This window comes from Phytoactinopolyspora endophytica (assembly GCF_004138495.1).
GTDB classification, from domain to species: domain Bacteria; phylum Actinomycetota; class Actinomycetes; order Jiangellales; family Jiangellaceae; genus Phytoactinopolyspora; species Phytoactinopolyspora endophytica.
This window is the reverse complement of the sequence record NZ_ML142849.1, coordinates 388,027-403,898: the sequence shown is the minus strand read 5'-3', so window position 1 is coordinate 403,898 and position 15,872 is coordinate 388,027. Positions and strand designations below refer to the sequence as shown.

The 15,872-nt window shown below is 65.9% G+C and carries 17 protein-coding genes, 1 tRNA gene and 1 pseudogene; 14 read left to right on the top strand and 5 right to left on the bottom strand.

Going from position 1 to position 15,872, the window contains the following annotated elements; translation table 11 throughout:
- On the top strand, positions 1–331 hold a 331-nt coding region (locus ELR45_RS36460; protein ID WP_240759053.1), incomplete at its 5' end, for a TrmH family RNA methyltransferase.
- Between the two features lie 282 nt (positions 332–613).
- Here ELR45_RS36460 and ELR45_RS34370 read toward each other — a convergent pair.
- The gene (locus ELR45_RS34370; protein ID WP_165367384.1) at positions 614–778 is read right to left on the bottom strand and encodes a hypothetical protein; all 165 of its coding nucleotides are present in this window, start codon (positions 776–778) and stop codon (positions 614–616) included.
- A gap of 157 nt (positions 779–935) precedes the next feature.
- Between ELR45_RS34370 and ku the strand changes: the two are divergent.
- Positions 936–1,706, top strand: a pseudogene (gene ku / locus ELR45_RS01785) (non-homologous end joining protein Ku); the annotation flags it as partial.
- 127 nt (positions 1,707–1,833) lie between these two features.
- On the opposite strand, the gene ELR45_RS01780 reads toward ku, so the two are convergent.
- Complete coding sequence (locus tag ELR45_RS01780; protein ID WP_129662937.1) at positions 1,834–2,781, bottom strand: NUDIX hydrolase; 948 nt, start codon at positions 2,779–2,781, stop codon at positions 1,834–1,836.
- Between the two features lie 115 nt (positions 2,782–2,896).
- On the opposite strand from ELR45_RS01780, the gene ELR45_RS01775 reads away from it, so the two are divergent.
- The 6 genes from ELR45_RS01775 to ELR45_RS01750 all read left to right on the top strand — a co-directional run bounded on the left by ELR45_RS01775 (position 2,897) and on the right by ELR45_RS01750 (position 6,947).
- On the top strand, positions 2,897–3,814 hold the full coding sequence (locus ELR45_RS01775; RefSeq protein WP_129662935.1) for an aldose epimerase family protein: 918 nt from the start codon (positions 2,897–2,899) through the stop codon (positions 3,812–3,814).
- A 40-nt stretch (positions 3,815–3,854) separates the two neighbouring features.
- On the top strand, positions 3,855–4,982 hold the full coding sequence (locus ELR45_RS01770) for a hypothetical protein (protein ID WP_129662933.1): 1,128 nt from the start codon (positions 3,855–3,857) through the stop codon (positions 4,980–4,982).
- 79 nt (positions 4,983–5,061) lie between these two features.
- Positions 5,062–5,149: transfer RNA gene (locus ELR45_RS01765), tRNA-Leu, on the top strand.
- 167 nt (positions 5,150–5,316) lie between these two features.
- On the top strand, positions 5,317–5,556 hold the full coding sequence (locus ELR45_RS01760; protein ID WP_129662931.1) for a type II toxin-antitoxin system ParD family antitoxin: 240 nt from the start codon (positions 5,317–5,319) through the stop codon (positions 5,554–5,556).
- Positions 5,553–5,858, top strand: a complete 306-nt coding sequence (locus ELR45_RS01755; RefSeq protein ID WP_129662929.1) for a type II toxin-antitoxin system RelE/ParE family toxin — start codon at positions 5,553–5,555, stop codon at positions 5,856–5,858. Before ELR45_RS01760 ends, ELR45_RS01755 begins: the two co-directional genes overlap by 4 nt.
- 393 nt (positions 5,859–6,251) lie before the next feature.
- Entirely contained in the window at positions 6,252–6,947 is a 696-nt protein-coding gene (locus tag ELR45_RS01750) for a DUF899 domain-containing protein (protein ID WP_129662927.1), read from the top strand.
- A gap of 191 nt (positions 6,948–7,138) precedes the next feature.
- On the opposite strand, the gene ELR45_RS01745 is transcribed toward ELR45_RS01750, so the two are convergent.
- Complete coding sequence (locus tag ELR45_RS01745) at positions 7,139–8,167, bottom strand: NADP-dependent oxidoreductase (protein WP_129662925.1); 1,029 nt, start codon at positions 8,165–8,167, stop codon at positions 7,139–7,141.
- 325 nt (positions 8,168–8,492) lie between these two features.
- Here ELR45_RS01745 and sigJ point away from each other — a divergent pair, with 325 nt between their 5' ends.
- From sigJ to ELR45_RS01720, 5 genes are all read left to right on the top strand, one after another.
- A complete protein-coding gene (gene sigJ, locus ELR45_RS01740; protein WP_129662923.1) occupies positions 8,493–9,428 on the top strand; it encodes an RNA polymerase sigma factor SigJ in 936 nt (311 codons plus the stop codon).
- Between the two features lie 314 nt (positions 9,429–9,742).
- Positions 9,743–10,000 (top strand): type II toxin-antitoxin system Phd/YefM family antitoxin, encoded by a 258-nt coding sequence (locus ELR45_RS01735; protein ID WP_129662921.1) that lies wholly within the window; start codon positions 9,743–9,745, stop codon positions 9,998–10,000.
- Entirely contained in the window at positions 10,000–10,428 is a 429-nt protein-coding gene (locus tag ELR45_RS01730; protein WP_129662918.1) for a type II toxin-antitoxin system VapC family toxin, read from the top strand. The genes ELR45_RS01735 and ELR45_RS01730 overlap by 1 nt, the downstream gene beginning before the upstream one ends.
- 200 nt (positions 10,429–10,628) lie before the next feature.
- On the top strand, positions 10,629–11,129 hold the full coding sequence (locus ELR45_RS01725; protein ID WP_129662916.1) for an NUDIX hydrolase: 501 nt from the start codon (positions 10,629–10,631) through the stop codon (positions 11,127–11,129).
- Positions 11,130–12,043: 914 nt separating this feature from the next.
- Positions 12,044–13,129, top strand: coding sequence for an AAA family ATPase (locus tag ELR45_RS01720; protein WP_205855687.1), 1,086 nt, complete (start codon positions 12,044–12,046; stop codon positions 13,127–13,129).
- A 416-nt stretch (positions 13,130–13,545) separates the two neighbouring features.
- Here ELR45_RS01720 and ELR45_RS01715 read toward each other — a convergent pair whose 3' ends face one another.
- Entirely contained in the window at positions 13,546–13,866 is a 321-nt protein-coding gene (locus ELR45_RS01715) for a helix-turn-helix domain-containing protein (protein ID WP_129662912.1), read from the bottom strand.
- Between the two features lie 147 nt (positions 13,867–14,013).
- Positions 14,014–14,871, bottom strand: a complete 858-nt coding sequence (locus ELR45_RS01705; RefSeq protein ID WP_129662910.1) for a helix-turn-helix transcriptional regulator — start codon at positions 14,869–14,871, stop codon at positions 14,014–14,016.
- Positions 14,872–14,956: 85 nt separating this feature from the next.
- Between ELR45_RS01705 and ELR45_RS01700 the strand changes: the two genes are divergently transcribed.
- Positions 14,957–15,742, top strand: a complete 786-nt coding sequence (locus ELR45_RS01700; protein ID WP_129662908.1) for an SDR family NAD(P)-dependent oxidoreductase — start codon at positions 14,957–14,959, stop codon at positions 15,740–15,742.
- Positions 15,743–15,872 lie beyond the last annotated feature (130 nt).

The following is a 15,872-nucleotide window of genomic DNA, read 5'->3' as shown; positions in this document are numbered from 1 at the left end:
CGACCCGCTCTACCGCCGGGCCGTGAAGGTGTCTATGGGCACCGTCTTCTCGGTGCCGTTCACACGCGTCGATGACTGGTACAACGGCCCTACGGCTATCCACGCCGCCGGGTTCGAGGTGTGGGCGCTGACACCCGCGGATGACGCCGTGGACCTGGCTGAGGCGATACCGCCGGAGCGGCTGGCGCTGCTCGTGGGCACCGAGGGTGAAGGCCTGACGCCACGATGGATGAGGTCGGCGGACAGACGAGTGCGAATCCCGATGGAAGGTGGGGTGGATTCGCTGAACGTCGCCGCGGCTACCGCCGTCGCCTGCTATGCGCTGCGCTGACCTGGTTTGCGTGCCATCGCCTTCCGGGCCGAGACGTCTGGGGTCGTCTGGGTGGGCCGGGGGACTTCTTCTCCCTCTCACGCGGCCGGCGGGCGGCGTGGGGTACTGGTTGCGTAGGTCTGCCGCCGGCCGAAGATCGGTCGAAGAAGTTCCCCGGCCCTTGTCCGGCTTTCAGTTGGTCTCGTGGTCGGCGAAGGTGCTTAGCCCGGCGCCGTGGGCGCGGCGCACAGCAGGAGACCGCGGAGAGCGGCTCCGGTTCAGGGTATGGGCGGCGAGTAAGCGTCAGGCGACGGCGTGCAGTGGTGGCGCGTCACCGATGGACGCGGAATCGACCAGGTAGGCGGCGGCGCAGCGGCGGCAGATGTATTCGGTGGGCATCGCGTCGGGAACCGGGTCGAACTCGGCGTCGCGGCCACATTCCGCACATTGGCTGGTGAGCGGGTTCATCGACGACCTCCTCGATTCTTTATCAGGCTGTCATGAAAAAGCGACGCAACCGTGTAGGCGCGCCGATGAGTTCGGGTGCCGAGAATGGTCTTACTGGCGAAGCGAGATATTTGACGGCATCATCACAGGTATCGATCGGTAAGGGACGGGGACTCGGATGCAGACGGTATGGAAAGGCTCGATCTCCTTCGGGCTGGTGTCGATTCCGGTGCGGCTCGTGTCGGCCACCGAGGAGAAGGACGTCAGCTTCCGGCAAGTCCACGCCGCCGACGGCGGCCGCATCCGGTACCGCCGGGTCTGCGAAAAGGACGGCGAGGAGGTCGCCTATGCGGACATCGCCAAGGGATATGAGATGCCTGACGGCGAGATGGTGATCCTGAGCAGCGACGATCTCGCGGATCTGCCGGTGGCGTCGAACAGGGCGGTGGAGGTGCTGGGGTTCGTTCCGTTCGCCCAGATCGACCCCACGGCGCTCTCGCGCGCCTACTACGTCGAGCCGACGGGTGACACGAAGCCGTATGCGCTGCTGCGCGACGCGCTGGAGGAGTCCGGCCGGGTGGGTGTGGTGAAGGTGGCCCTGCGGAACCGGGAACGGCTGGCGGTGCTCCGTTCGCACGAGGGCGTCCTCGTTGTGCAGACCATGCTCTGGCCGGACGAGATCCGTCGCCCCGAGTTCGGGTTCCTGGACGAGGACGTCAAGGTGCGCGAGCAGGAGATGGCGATGGCCGAGTCCTACATCGAGACCTTGTCCGGTGACTTCGATTCGGAGGAGTACACCGACGAGTACCGCAAAGCGTTGCTGGAGGTCATCGCGGCGAAGACGGATGGCGTCGAGGTGGAGGCGCCCGCGGAGGAGCCTGAAGAAGGCAAGGTCGTGGACCTGATGGAGGCGCTGCGCCAGAGCGTGGAGCAGGCCAAGTCCCGCAAGTCCGCGTAGGTTCCGCTCGAGACGTACCTCGACGGCGAAGGTCTCGCCAGTGCTGAGGGGTTCGTGGCCTGTCGTTACGCTTGGGCCGGCCATGAACGCCGTCAGCGAAACGTGAGGCCACGAACCCTCAGGCGTCCAGCACGCGCTGCAGTGTACCCGGACCGATGGTCGTGGCGCCGACCTCCTCAACCCGGCGTCTGAGCTCACGGTCCGCCGTCACGACGACGACATGGTCGTCCGGGCGCTGGCCCACGGCGCCGGCCGTGACATCGACGATCGTGTCGTCGCCGCTGCCGGGTGCCCGCTCGATCGTCACGCTTCGGCGCATCGAACTCAGCTGCTGGTGTGTCTGCGTCGAGACGTCTGTACCGTCGTCGTCGGGCAGCGCGTGGTCGGCGGGCGCTTCGTCGACGGCGCGGGCGTCGCCTTCGACGACGAGATGGATCTGAGGCCACCAGGAGGTGGCGGGAAGATGCAGGTCGGCAGCGGGCAGCGGCCCGGCACCAGTGAGGTTGTTTCGCAGCTTGGCAGTGGCGCCGGCACGGTCGTGCCACCATCCGTCCGGTCGTGAACCGACGACGTTGGCCGCGTCGACGACCAGCACCAGCCGGCGGAACGCCTGCTCGCGGATCGATGGCCACAACGTCCCGAACGCCGGCAGAAGCGGCAGGCCGGCGACGTCGTCGATCGGCATCCAGGAGATCGCGAGACTCTCCGGGTCGGAAGCATACGCGTCCACGGGGCCGTCGGCCGTCGCGACGATCGTGGTGTAGGACCAGGGGCCGTGGTCCTCCACCCAGGCGTGACTGGGTCGCACGAGGCCGGGTGGTATGGCGGCCTCCTCGTGTGCCTCCCGGACGGCGCCGTCGAGCGGTCCTTCGCCGGACGCACGGGCGCCGCCGGGCACGCCCCAGGTGCCGCCGTGATGGCTCCAGTGGGCGCGATGCTGCAGCAGCACGCCGCGTACCGGGTCGACGAGCATCAGCCCGGCTGAGCCGTAGATGCCCCAGTGACGCTGTCCGCAGTCACACTCAACCCACCCGTCGCCATCGGTGCGATGCTTGAGCCGGCTCATCGGCACAAGCGTGCCATGCTCGCACCGCCCGCTGGTAGCGAGGCTCGCTCGCTCGTCCAAGATGCGTGCTGCGGCACCGCGCGGCCGGACGGGCGTCGTCCCATAAGGTAAGCCCGTGATCGATCTCAACGATGTAGGTGGCGCGGGGGAGCACGTGCTCCGTCACGGTGGACAGCAAGCAGTGATCGTCGAGCAGGGCGGCGGCGTGCGCACGTACTCGTCAGCGGGCGTGGACCTGGTGGCGGGGTACCCGCCGGGGACGGTTTGCCCGAACGCCCGTGGCCAGTGGCTGGTGCCGTGGCCCAACCGTATCCGCGAGGGCCGGTACGTGTTCGACGGCGAGGAGCACCACCTTCCCGTGGATCCGGGCACGTCCACCGCGATCCACGGTCTGCTGCGGTGGCTGCCGTTCACGGTCGTGTCGCGGGACGAGGCGTCGATCGAGCTGGCCACGGTGCAGCCGGCCCGGCCGGGGTATCCGTGGACGCTGCGTGTGCGCACGCGTTGGTCGCTGGGTGACGACGGGCTGACCGCGTGGCTGCGCGTCGAGAACCTCAGCGACGACGAGGCTCCGTTCGCGGCCGGGGCGCACCCGTACCTTCACCTCGGTGACGCCAAGGTCGACGACGTGTCGGTGACAGTGCCCGGCTCTACGGTTGTGACCGGTGCACACGGCGTGATGACCGAGCGCGCGCCGGTGAGTCCTGAGACGGACTTCCGCGAGGCGCGTGTCGTCGGCGATGGACGTCTGGGGCTGTACACCGACCTGGCATGGGATGAGTCCGGGCGGACCCGGAGCGTTGTGGTGCGCCCCGACGGATGGCGGATCTCGTTGTGGCAGGACGAGGCGTGGCCGTTCGTCCTGCTGTACACCGCCGACGTCGTCAGCGCGGAGGAGGGTATCCGACGGTCCCTGGCTATCGAGCCGATGACGTCGGCCGTCGACGCGTTCAACACCGGCGACGGCCTGCAGGTGCTCAAGCCCGGCGGGATCTTCGAGGGATCCTGGGGCATCTCGGCGAACATGACCTGACGGGGCGAGTTCCGCACGACGGGGGAGGTAGTGTCCGACCGTGGCGAAATGGCATGACGAGACCCAGGAAGAGCTGGCCGGCTATGAGCGGACGTTCCGCCGCAGTGGGCTGCCGCTTTTCATCGAGGATTACTCGGCGTCGGACGACATCTTCAATCGGGCCGCGCCGTTCCTGGCGCTGGTGTTCATCGCCGAGATGGTCGGCGCCATCGAGCTGGACTGGCCCATCCTGGTCAACATCGCGGCGGCGCTCGGCGGCCTGGCCGTCCTGATCGCCGCGTTCGGGGTTCTCAACCGGATACTCGGCAGGGGCTTCTGGACGCTTCCGGAGCGCATCGGCCGGCCGGAGCTGGGGGCATTCGTGTTCATCCCGGCGCTGCTTCCGTTGATCTTCGGTGGGCAGCTGCGCCAGGTCGCCGGGCTGATCATCGGTAACGCGCTGCTGCTGGGGCTGGTCTACCTGGTGGTGGGGTACGGACTGATTGCCACGATGTTCTGGGCGCTGACGCGGATCGCAGACGAGTTGGCCGACTCATTGGCTCGTCTTGTACGGGCGTTGCCGCTGTTGCTGATCTTCTCCCTGGTGCTCTTCCTGAACGCGGAGATGTGGCAGGTGTTCTCCACGATGCCACGTTCGTTCGTGTGGGTGGTGGCCGGCATGTTCGTCGGGCTCGGCGGGCTCTTCCTGGTGCTGCGGGTGCCCGGACAGGTGCGGCAGCTGGAGGCCGAGGTCCGCGGAGACGCTCCCGTGCTGAGCCGCCGCCAGCGGGTCAACGTCGGGCTGACGCTCGTGGTGAGTCAAGGGCTGCAGGTGTTCGTCGTGAGTGTCGGTGTGGGCCTGTTCTTCGTCGCGTTCGGTGCGTTGGCCGTGGGAGAGGAGGTACGAGTCGCGTGGGCGGTCACCGACGGCATGTGGTCGCACCGTCTGGAGCTGTTCGGCCACGAGATCTTGATCACAGAGGCCCTGCTGCGCGTGGCCGGAGGGATGGCCGCCATCACTGGTCTGTATTACGCGATATCCATCCTCACCGACGCCACCTACCGGGAAGAGTTCCTGGAAGACGTGACCGAGGAGATGCGAGAGGTTTTCCAGGCGCGGGCACGGTATCTTGTACTCAGGACGACGAGCGCCGAGGACGGTGCTCCGGAGCCTACGCCGAGTGGCTGACCAGGACCGCGGTTGGACAGACAGCCGTGAAAGTTTGGTACAGTTACTCGGCCGGTGACGCGCAGGCGTCACACACCACGTCCGGGTGGCGGAATAGGCAGACGCGCTAGCTTGAGGTGCTAGTCCCCGTCAAGGGGGTGGGGGTTCAAGTCCCCCCTCGGACACCAGCCGAAGACCCCGTTTCGTTGTGCGGGACGGCCTTGCGAGGGACCTGCCAGCGGATACGGCATGGAACCGGACGGGGTGCTGAGGCTACGGCATTCTCCGTCTGAATTGCGTCGTGAGCTGCGCGTGGTGTTTGGCAATTTTTGTCATCGGTTCCTAGTCTTAGATCATGGGGACGATGAACATCTCGCTGCCGGATCAGCTCCGGGCCTTTGTGGACGAGCAGGTCGCGGAGAAGGGATATGGCACGAGCAGTGAGTACATGCGTGAGCTGATCCGTCGGGATCGGGATCGCCAGGTTCTGCGGAACCTGGTGTTGGAGGGTGCGGCGTCTGCTCCGTCTGGTCCAGCGGATGCGGCGTACTTTGACGCATTGCGTGAGCGCGTCCGTGGGCATGCACAGGAGTGAGCCCGAAGCCGGTCATCCCGCGTGAGCAAGCTGACCGGGATGTGGACGATGCCGTCACGTATTACGTGAAGGAGCATGCGCAGCAGGCTGCGCTTGATCTGGTGGACGCGTTGCAGGACGCCTATGCACACGTTGGTCGTCGTCCCGGGATGGGGTCGCCGCTCTATTCCCATGAGCTCGATATTCCTGGGCTGCGTACCTGGCCGCTGGCTCGTTTCCCTTATCTGGTCTTCTATGTCGAGCGCGAGGACCATGTTGACGTGTGGCGTGTGCTACACCCCCGACGCGACATCCAGCCCTGATGCAAGACCATCTGGAATAACGACTGGATCAATACACCCGCCACCTGAATCGCCTCACGCTGCGAGACGAAATGGGCTGGTGGTTAAACCAACCTGTTTTCCCAGGCCGAGGAGGCATGTCGGCGGGACTCACCTCCACACTCGCGGCACACGACACCGTGCTAGCAGGGCGAAAGGACGGCGGAGTGGGCACGTCTAGGTGGACAAGTCGACCCGCGGGTACTCCGCAGGCCTCGGAACGTGACGTCCTGCGGCGTACGATCGAAGGCTAGGCTCACCAGCTCGATCTTGCCCAGCGCGTTGAGCGAAGCGGCGGATTGGATGGATTGTAAGCGCGTCCCGTGGGGCGCTGTTCGACCTTGTCGATGAGTACCTGAAGGAGGACGGGCCACGATGAAGATTCCGCCGATCGTGTCACCACAGGATTGGGTTGCCGCCCGTGAGGAGCTGCTGGTCGAGGAGAAGAAGCTGACCCGTGCCCGCGATGCGCTGGCCGCCAAGCGTCGCCGGATGCCGTGGATGGCGGTGGAGAAGGAGTACCGCTTCGACGGCTCGGGTGGCCCGTTGAGCCTTCTCGACCTGTTCGAGGGTCGCCGCCAGCTGATCGTCTACCGCGCCTTCTACGCGCCGGATGTCACCACGTACCCAGACGGGGACGGTGCGTACCCGGAGCGGGCCTGCGTGGGCTGCTCATTTGTCGCCGACCAGGTCGCGCACCCCGCCCACCTGAACGCGCGGGACACGACGCTCGCGTTCGTTTCGCGAGCCCCCCAGGCCGAGATCCAGGGCCTGAAGGAGCGCATGGGGTGGGGGCTGATCCCGTGGTACACGATCACCGACGACTTTGACAAAGACTTCGGCGTGGACGAGTGGCACGGCACCAACGCCTTCATCCGCGACGGCGAGCGGATCTACCGCACCTACTTCGTCGACAGCCGGGGCGACGAGGCGATGGGAAGCACCTGGAGTTACCTGGATATCACGGCGCTCGGCCGCCAGGAGGAGTGGGAGGACTCGCCTGAGGGCTATCCGCAGACCCCACCGTACGGGTGGTGGAACTACCACGACGCGTACGGCAAGACCGCGTAATCGCCGTCATGGCAGTCTGTCGTTGCCATGATCGAGCGCCGCGGCAGTACACGATGCAGCAGCCAGATGATGGAGTCTGGGCAGGTCACCGTGCGTGGGTATGGCTGGCCTAGAATCGGGCGCTGAGGGACGAACACGGGTCTGTCCTGCACTCACCGGTAGCCGCGCTCACAGCCGGTGCGCCGCTCAAGTCAGGGGATCAGGACGGTCTTGCCGGTCAGCCATCTGGCGGGGGACTCATCGGAGACCGCAGCCCGCTCGGTCGCCCGAGCTGCCAGTGTTCCGTCGGCCCTGGCGACCAGCCTGACCATCTCGGCGAGTTGGGCGGCGTAACTGGCGTGGACCTCGGCCAGTTCAGCCAGGGGCAGCCGCTCGGCCACATCGGCCGCCAGGGCTCCGTCGTCGACACGGGCGACTAGTTGGGCCAGATGGCCGGCGTCGCTGCGTACGAACACGTGAACCGTCCGCACCCCGCGCCCGGCGTCGTCTGGCCCGGGAGTAGTGATGCTGAGGAAGGCGCCGCCGTCGGCGACCAGGTCCACCAGTTGGGCGGTCGCCTCTGGGCTGGTGGGCGTCATGTTCAGCACTACGTCGAAGTGCCGTCCGGCCACGGCCCGGGGGACGGGGGTAGTCGTGTAGTCGACGATCTGATCGGCGCCGTAGGAGCGGATGCGGTCGCGACTTCGGGTGCTGGCGGTCGCGGTCACAGTAGCGCCGGCCCGCGCCGCAAGTTGGACGGCGTAACCGCCAACCGCCCCGCCGGCGCCGTTGATCAGCACGTTTTGCCCGGACTTCAGGTCGGCGTGCTCATACACCGACTGCCACGCTGTCAGCCCGGCCCACGGCAGGGCGGAGGCGTCGGCCAGCTCGACGGTGCGGGGAGCGGAAGCCAGCACCTCGGCGGGCGCGGCGACGTACTCGGCGGCAGCGCCGGGCGCATCCGCCGGCAGGAGGGCGATCACCGCGTCCCCGACGCTCCAGCCGGTCACGCCCTCGCCCACCTCAGCGATGACGCCGGACACGTCAGGGTTGGGAACGTGCGGAAAGGCGAGCGGGAGCGTGTCCTGCAGCAGGCCCGCGCGTATCGCGGCGTCAGTCGAGTTGAACGAGGTGCCGGCCACCCGCACCAGCACCTGGCCGGGCGCTGCTACCGGCCGGGTCACGTCCTCGTAGACGAGGACGTCGCTGTCGCCGTAGGCGTGGTAACGCACTGCCTTCATGGTCTGTCCTACCTTTCAAGGTGGGTCTGATTGGTCATTCGTAAGATCGGAAAAGGCTCAGGGGCTCTGGGCATGGCTCTCATGGGTGAGACCGTTCGATGGCTCAAGGAACTTGGCCGCCCGGGGCCTGCGACGATCCACAAGGCCGGGTTCATGAGGTTCTCCTTGCGACGTAGCGGTCCCCGTCGCGCGGGGGAGTGGTATACGTTCTCAGCTGTATGACAACTCAGTGCCGCGGAATGTGAGGCGGCGTGCCGGCCACACTGTTCGGTGCTTGACTCATGGGACTGCGGGGGCAGATGCGACCTAGGGAGGCTAGAGGCCTATGAGCGCACGACCCGAGTCCGGACGCGGCCGGACCGACCCGGGCCTGAGCGCGGTCATGAGCGAGCGGCGTCGACTGGTTAACCTCGCCTACCGGTTGCTGGGCTCCTTGGCCGAGGCGGAGGACGCCGTGCAGGAGACCTATGCCCGCTGGTTTGCTATGTCCCGGGAGCAGCAGGAGGCCATCGAATCCCACGGGGCCTGGCTGACGACGGTCGTCAGCCGCATCTGCCTGAACCTGCTCGGCTCGGCACGGGTCCGGCGGGAGCGCTATGTGGGTGAGTGGCTCCCGGAGCCGCTTCCCGATCGTACGGAGTGGCTGAGCGCGTCGGGTGATGTTACGAGCGATCTGGCCGACCGGGTTATCCAGGACGAGTCGGTCACCATGGCCTTCCTCGTCATGCTCGATTCGATGACATCGGCCGAGCGCGTCGCCCTCGTCCTCCATGACGTCTTCCGCTACACCTTCGCCGAGGTGGCTGAGATCGTCGACCGGACGCCAGGGGCCTGCCGCCAGCTCGCCTCCTCCGCCCGGCGCCGGATCAGCGCATCACAGACGCCTGCGATCCCGGCAGCCCAGCAGGCCAGCATCGTCCGGGACTTCAAGCAGGCATGGGAAGCCAAGGACATCCGCACGCTCGTCAGCCTGCTCGACCCCGACGCAACGGCGATCGCCGACGGCGGGGGCCTCCCGGGTGCGGCCCGCCGTCCGATCCACGGCAGCATGCAGGTGGCGCGCAACCTGGTCAGCGCCGCCGGTAGGGCCCCCGACCGGACGATCCTGGAGCGCACGGTCAACGGGCAACCCGGTCTGGTGGTTCAGCACGACGGCGTCATTGGGATCGTGATCGCCTTCGACCTCGCAGGCGACCGGATCAAGCACATCTGGGCGGTGACAAACCCCGACAAGCTCCGGCCCTGGACGGAGTTGCAGTGACCCGCGTGGCATCTGCCGTGACATGCCGATGGAGTAAAGACGCGATCAACGCACAGAGTCTAGATTCGCCGTCCTCGACATAGCCGAACCTTGCGGGTAGGGATCTGAATGTTGCACGGCTACGAGTGCGAATCCCTCCAAGGCCAACCAGTCGGGCATGGACCTACGCGGCGCGATCCTGGCTGTCCACTGCAGGTCAGCTGAGGTCGAGGATGGGCGGTGCGGATGAGCTTGGGTGGGCGGGTTCCGCCACGTTTCGACCTTCGCCTTCGATGTAGTAACATATCTACATAGAGAAAAGGGGAGGGGTTAGCATGTCTGTGTCGACGTTTTCCAGTCGTGAGTTTAATCAGGACACGGGTAGGGCCAAGGCTGCGGCTCACCGGGGTCCGGTGTTCATCACTGATCGTGGGCGTCCTGCTCATGTGTTGTTGACGTTCGAGGACTATGAGCGGCTCAGCGGCGGTGGGGGCAGTATTGTGGACCTGCTCGGATTGCCGCCAGGTGTGGAGGATGTCGAGCTGGAGGTTCCGCCAATGCGGGATCTTGCACGGCCGGCGGATCTGGGCTGATGTTTCTGCTCGACACCAACGTCGTCTCCGAACTGCGTAATGCCAGGGCGGGCAAGGCCGACAAGAACGTGACCGCTTGGGCGGCGCAGGTGCCGGCCGCCAGTCTGTTCGTCTCGGCCATCACGATCCAGGAGTTGGAGATCGGGGTCCTCCTTGTCGAGCGACGCGATGCCGCACAGGGAGCGGTTCTTCGTGCGTGGCTCGATGATCATGTGCTGCCTGCCTTTGAGGATCGGGTCCTGCCGGTTGATACCAAGGTGGCTCGGCGTGGTGCGCACCTTCATGTCCCTGACCCGAGGCCGGTGCGCGACGCGCTGATCGCGGCGACAGCGCTGGTACATGGCATGACGGTGGTGACGCGAAACATCGCCGATTTTGAGCCGACCGGAGCCGAGATCTTCGATCCGTGGACTGTTCCGGCCACGTGACCGGAGAGGACTGGGTCAATTCGCTCGCGACGTTCCAGGCGTCCAACATGAACGCAAGTTAGAAATCGCAGGTCAGGCCAGTTCGAGAAGGGCGCCATCGGTGTGCCTAAACGGATAAGTCCCCCTCGGACACTCAGCAGGGTTCTGACCTGCGTCGGATCGTTGTCCTGGCCGCGATCGTTGAGTTGAGAGCGAGAACCGTGATCCGCCACTTCACCGCGTCCGTGGCCGTAGTTGATGACCAGGACCGCGCGCTGCTGGTGCAGCATCGCAAGTCTGGGCTGTGGCTATACCCCGGCGGACATATCGAACCCAACGAAGATCCCGAGCAAGCCGCTAGGCGCGAGGTACGCGAAGAGGTCGGCATTGAGATCGACATCGTCAGTGACCCTACTTACGAGCATCCGGCCGTGCGTACGGTCTCCAATCCGTTCACGATCATCGTTGCGGACGTCTCCGACGCTCTGATCGGGGTCCACCAGCACATCGACTTCGTCTACGCTGCCCGGCCGCGCACCACGGTCCTTGAGACGCAGATCGATGAAATCGACGCAGCGCATTGGGTTCCGCTCGCGGAGATGTGTTCGCTGGCGATTCCTGCGGAATTGCCGGGACTGTTCGAGGCGGTCACGCACAGGTTGAGACAGACGCCAGCCGCGCATGCCCAAGGCGCAATGCGAATCGATCGACCGCGTTCTTAGCCCACGGTCAACACAGCCGCGCGGTCGATAGATCGAGGATGGTGTGTGGGGGATATAGCGCCGAGTCCCTCCTCGGACACTCAAACAGTTGTACGGTTGCGTAGTGCGTTGCCAGCGGCCTCGCGAGGCGAGCCTCGCGTTGGTGGTGAACGCGCCCGTCCCGATCGTGGCCATCCATACTGGTGCAGGCGGCCGGGGCAGGATTAGCACGGGATCAGCGCTGTCAGGGTGAGAACCGGCTCGTCCGACGAAGTGGTGAGGGCGCCAGGGGTGCGGCAGCCCGGCTCGTCAAGAACCGGTCCGTCCGCTTGATCGGCCGCGTCTACCGACAGGACGAGAATCACATGGCCTGTTCGGCCGCCGAGGAGGCGCTGAGGTGGGCTCTCCTAGATCGATGACGACGCACGGTCATAGATACGTGCTCTCTCGGCATTCGTTCTCCCTCGTCGACCGAGCCTATCGGTGGGGCTACCGTCCTCCACGTAATGCCAAGTCGACTTGTTACAAGTTGAGTTATCATTCTGTGTGTGGACCTATCCAAGCCCTCCCGCCTTCATGACCGTGATCGTCCCTGGCGGTCGCTGGTCGAGTTTGTCAGCTCGCCGGAGACCAGTGCGCGGCTCGGGCTTGTCTACGGGCGTCGCCGGCAGGGTAAGACGTTCCTGCTGGACCTGCTGGTTCAGGCGACGGGCGGGCTGATCTTCACGGGCCTGCCTCAGGCAGGGGCTATGAACCTACGTAGGCTTGCCAGGGCGTACGCTCAATATGCAGGTGGGCCGGTGCCGGCGTTCGAGGACTGGGAGCAGGCTATCGGTGCCCTTCTCGACCTGGGCCAGCGGCGGTCTGAGCCAACGCTCATCGTGTTGGACGAGTTTCCGTATCTCATGGAGTCTGAGCCGGCTCTTCCGTCCATCGTGCAGATCGCGTTGGAACCCTCTAGCCAGCGTAGCGCCCAGGCCGGTACCCGGCTGATTTTGTGTGGTAGCGCGCTGCACGTGATGCGAGGATTGCTGGCTGGCCCGGCGCCGTTGCGTGGCCGTGCCGACTACGAGATCGTGATCCAACCGTTTGGATTCCGCGATGCGGCGGCGTTCTGGGGCGTCGCCGATGATCCTGATCTCGCGTTTCGGATCCATGCGCTGGTCGGGGGAACGCCTGCCTACCGCTCCATGTGCGGCATCTTGCCAAATGAAGTTGCCGACTTCGCGGAATGGGTAGTGCGCGGGCTGTTCAATCCCGACCGGGCGATCTACCGAGAGGGCGCGGTCCTGCTGCATGAAGAGCCGAGCCTGACAGATCTGGGTCTGTATTACTCAGTACTCAGCGCGATCGCCCAGGGAGCGTATCGACGCAGTGAGATCGCCGGAGTCCTGGGTCGAACGGACAACGCGCTTGCTCACCCGTTGGCGCTGCTCGAGCAGACTCAGCTGATCGAGCGTGTCGATGACGCGTTCCGGCAGCGCCGTCCGGTCTATCGGATCGTTGAGCCGATTCTTCGCTTGCATCAGCTGCTCATTGCTCCAAACGAGGCTGATCTTGTCGGTGGAGGCGGTGCGCGGGTGTGGGAAGACAACATCGATACCGTTAACTCGAAGATCTACGGTCCGCATTTCGAAGAGCTATCGCGACAGTGGTGCCTGTGGCATGCCGAACCGGAGACCTTGGGCGGTCGGCCCAGCACGGTGCAGTCCGCAACAATTGCCTGTTCGCAGCATCGGCAGGGCCACGAGCTGGATGTTGTCGTCAGCAGGCGACGGCCGACCCAGAGCAATGTCGTGCTGGCCATTGGCGAGGCGAAGAGCACGACGAGCGCCGTAGGCGACAGAGAGCTCAGACGGCTGGAACACCTACGCGAACTCGTCCCCTCCGATCAGTACGAGTCACCGCCTCGCCTGATCCTGTTCTCTCGGTTCGGATTCACCGAGGAACTGCGTCAGAGTGCGGCCGACCGTGATGACGTTGAACTCGTAGACATGAAGCGACTTTATGCCGGTCGATAGCTGAGATCTGGTTCAGTCGGAGATCGCAGGTCAGGTTGCCGTGTTCCGCGCCATCGTCAGGGGGCAAAGTCCAAGGCCCCCTCTCGGACACTCGAAGACCGTACACCCCAGTCGTCGTAGCGCACAGCGCTCCCGATCTCGGACGCTTCGCTCCTTGTAGTCGACGGTAATCCATCCGCCGCCCCACGCCTACACACTCCGCGATACGCCCGCAAACATGAGAGTGCGCTTGAGCGTTGATCGCTGACGCGCAGGAGGCACGTCTTTCCCGCGAACGACACGGGGTTGTGCGGCAGTGTCTAGACGCCGATGAGCGAGATCGAGCGTACTCTCATCAGCTGCGTTCCGTGTTGGGCTGAGGCACATGCCATCAGAAGATCGGGCGGAGAGCGATTGCTTGGTGGACGCGGTGGCGGTCAACCAACCTTGAGTTGTTCGTCGCCGAAGTCGGCGACGAGGTTGAGGGTTCCGCCGAGGGCGGCGACGTAGCGGTCCATGACGTCGCGAGTGGAGACGTCGCCCTTCTCAATTTGGGAGACACGGGAGACAGAGCTGCTCATCCGGCGGGCAACCTGGCCTTGAGTCAGACCCCGACGCTTGCGCAGTTCGGCGAGTCGCCAGCCACGGGTCTGGTCACGCAGCCTCCGGACCTCGTCGTCGAAAGCTCCCGGACCGCCGGCGGTCTCAACGGCGCGGTCAAGGTGGTCAGTATCGCGCCACTTGCGGTACCCACTCATCGTTCCAGCTCCTTCCTGCGCTCCTGCAAGTATGTCTCGTACAGCTGCTCTGCTTCTGGGATCGCTTCTCGATACCAGCGTTGCCCGCCGCCCCAGCCTGCTGCCGCTGTCGATCTCGGCAGGGGTTGCGCACCGTGTCTGGCCTCGTCAGAGTGTTCCGCTTGCGTTGAAGCTGTCGGTTCCAAGGACATTCAGAAGAGCGAGAGCCTCGGCGCTATGGGATCCTGGCGGCGCGCTGTAGAGCACGACGTGTTGGTCGCGGTCGGTGAGCGCGAGCGTGTCGCAGTCGACGGTGATCTGCCCGACGACCGGGTGCTGGAACGTCTTTGTGAGCATTGGCGCCGCCTGCACGTCGTGCCGGTCCCAGAGCCGGGCGAACTCGGGGCTGCCGTGGCGGAGTTCGTCGACGAGGCCGGCTACTGCAGGGTCGGACGGGTATCGGGCGAGCGTGGATCGGAGCTCCATGACGACGTGATGGCGGAACTCTGCCATGTCGGAGACCCCGTACAGGGTCGCATCGGCGCCCGCCGGGCCGAGGAACGCGCGGCGTGCGAGGTTGCGGTCTTCTGGGGCGAGCCGGGCGAAGTCTTCCATGAGCGCGGCCGCGAGGTGGTTCCACGTGAGCACCTCGAAGGCAGCGGACATTACGAAAGCGGCCGTCTGCGGCAGCCGCTCGAGGAGGGCGAGGATGCTGGGGCGAACGTCGCGCCGATGCAGCCTGTTACGGGTCGGCGCGGTGCCCGCCAGGACGTGGAGGTGATCGGACTCGGCGTCCGTGAGCCGCAGCGCGTCCGCGATCCCGGTGAGGACCTCACCCGACGGACGTGGCGCCCTGGCCTGTTCGAGCCGGACGTAGTACTCGGTGGAGATGTGCGCGAGGACCGCGACCTCCTCACGGCGAAGACCTGGGGTCCGGCGTCGCGAGCCCGACGGAAGGCTGACGGCCTCCGGCCGGAGCCGCTCGCGACGGCTGCGGAGGAACGCCCCAAGCTCCTGCTTGTCCATACGCCAAGTGTGCACGCTGCGCGGCGGCGGATCCTGGTACTGCCTGTACCTGCATCCGGCCTGGAGGCGGCCTGACACTGTCATCATGACCAACAACATTGACATCGCACCCGTCGGCCTGCTCACTGGCAAGGTCGTGTTCATTACTGGCGCCAGCCGCGGCATCGGCGCAGCCGCGGCCCGGCTCTTCGCGCGGGAAGGCGCCGCCGTCGTGATCGCCGCCCGTAACACCGACGCCCTTGAGGGCATCGTCACCGAGATCCGCGCCGACGACGGCGTCGCCGACGCCGTCACCATGAACCTCGCCGACCGTGCGAGCATCCGCGCGGCTCTCGGCCGCGTCGAGGAGGTGCACGGCCGGCTCGACGGCGCCTTCAACAACGGCGCGGCCATACAGCAGCAGCCCGGCCCGATCGACACCACGAGTGAGGAGGATATCGACGAGCAGTTCGAGGTGAACTTCCGCGCACACTGGACCGCAATGACCGCCGAGGCCGCGCTCATGCGACGGAACGGTGGCGGGGTGATCGTGAACACCTCGAGCATCGGCAGCCGCCGCGCGAACCCCGCCCTCCCCGCATACGGCGCCATGAAGCGCGCGCTCAACAGCATCACCGAGACGGCCGCCGTGACCTGGGCGCCCGATGGCATCCGGGTGAACGGCATCACGCCCGGCGGCACCGCGACGGAGATGATCGACGCGTGGGAGGCAGCGACCCCCGGCATCATCGAGCGCATCAACACATCGACCCCGCTCGGCCGGATGGCCGAGCCCCGCGAGGTAGCCGAGGTAGCTGCGTGGCTGCTCAGCGACCGAGCCTCCATGGTGACCGGCGCGATCGTGCCAGTCGACGGCGGCGCGGGCGCCTGAACAGGGCTGGCCGCATCTCTTATGTCTGTGGAAACGGCGAACATCCTGCGACGCGTGGTACGTGGCACTCGCAGAGCACCTGAACGCCTTGATTGCGACTCTCGATCAAAAGACCAAGGCGGTCGTCATG

Bases quoted from the DNA above. Each gene is read 5' to 3' on its own strand.
- ELR45_RS01715 (WP_129662912.1), bottom strand. From the start codon at position 13,866: ATGAGTGGGTACCGCAAGTGGCGCGATACTGACCACCTTGACCGCGCC.
- ELR45_RS01750 (WP_129662927.1), top strand. From the start codon at position 6,252: ATGAAGATTCCGCCGATCGTGTCACCACAGGATTGGGTTGCCGCCCGT.
- ELR45_RS01705 (WP_129662910.1), bottom strand. From the start codon at position 14,871: ATGGACAAGCAGGAGCTTGGGGCGTTCCTCCGCAGCCGTCGCGAGCGG.
- sigJ (WP_129662923.1), top strand. From the start codon at position 8,493: ATGAGCGCACGACCCGAGTCCGGACGCGGCCGGACCGACCCGGGCCTG.
- ELR45_RS01730 (WP_129662918.1), top strand. From the start codon at position 10,000: ATGTTTCTGCTCGACACCAACGTCGTCTCCGAACTGCGTAATGCCAGG.
- ELR45_RS01760 (WP_129662931.1), top strand. From the start codon at position 5,317: ATGGGGACGATGAACATCTCGCTGCCGGATCAGCTCCGGGCCTTTGTG.
- ELR45_RS34370 (WP_165367384.1), bottom strand. From the start codon at position 778: ATGAACCCGCTCACCAGCCAATGTGCGGAATGTGGCCGCGACGCCGAG.
- ELR45_RS01735 (WP_129662921.1), top strand. From the start codon at position 9,743: ATGTCTGTGTCGACGTTTTCCAGTCGTGAGTTTAATCAGGACACGGGT.
- ELR45_RS01780 (WP_129662937.1), bottom strand. From the start codon at position 2,781: ATGAGCCGGCTCAAGCATCGCACCGATGGCGACGGGTGGGTTGAGTGT.
- ELR45_RS01745 (WP_129662925.1), bottom strand. From the start codon at position 8,167: ATGAAGGCAGTGCGTTACCACGCCTACGGCGACAGCGACGTCCTCGTC.
- ELR45_RS01700 (WP_129662908.1), top strand. From the start codon at position 14,957: ATGACCAACAACATTGACATCGCACCCGTCGGCCTGCTCACTGGCAAG.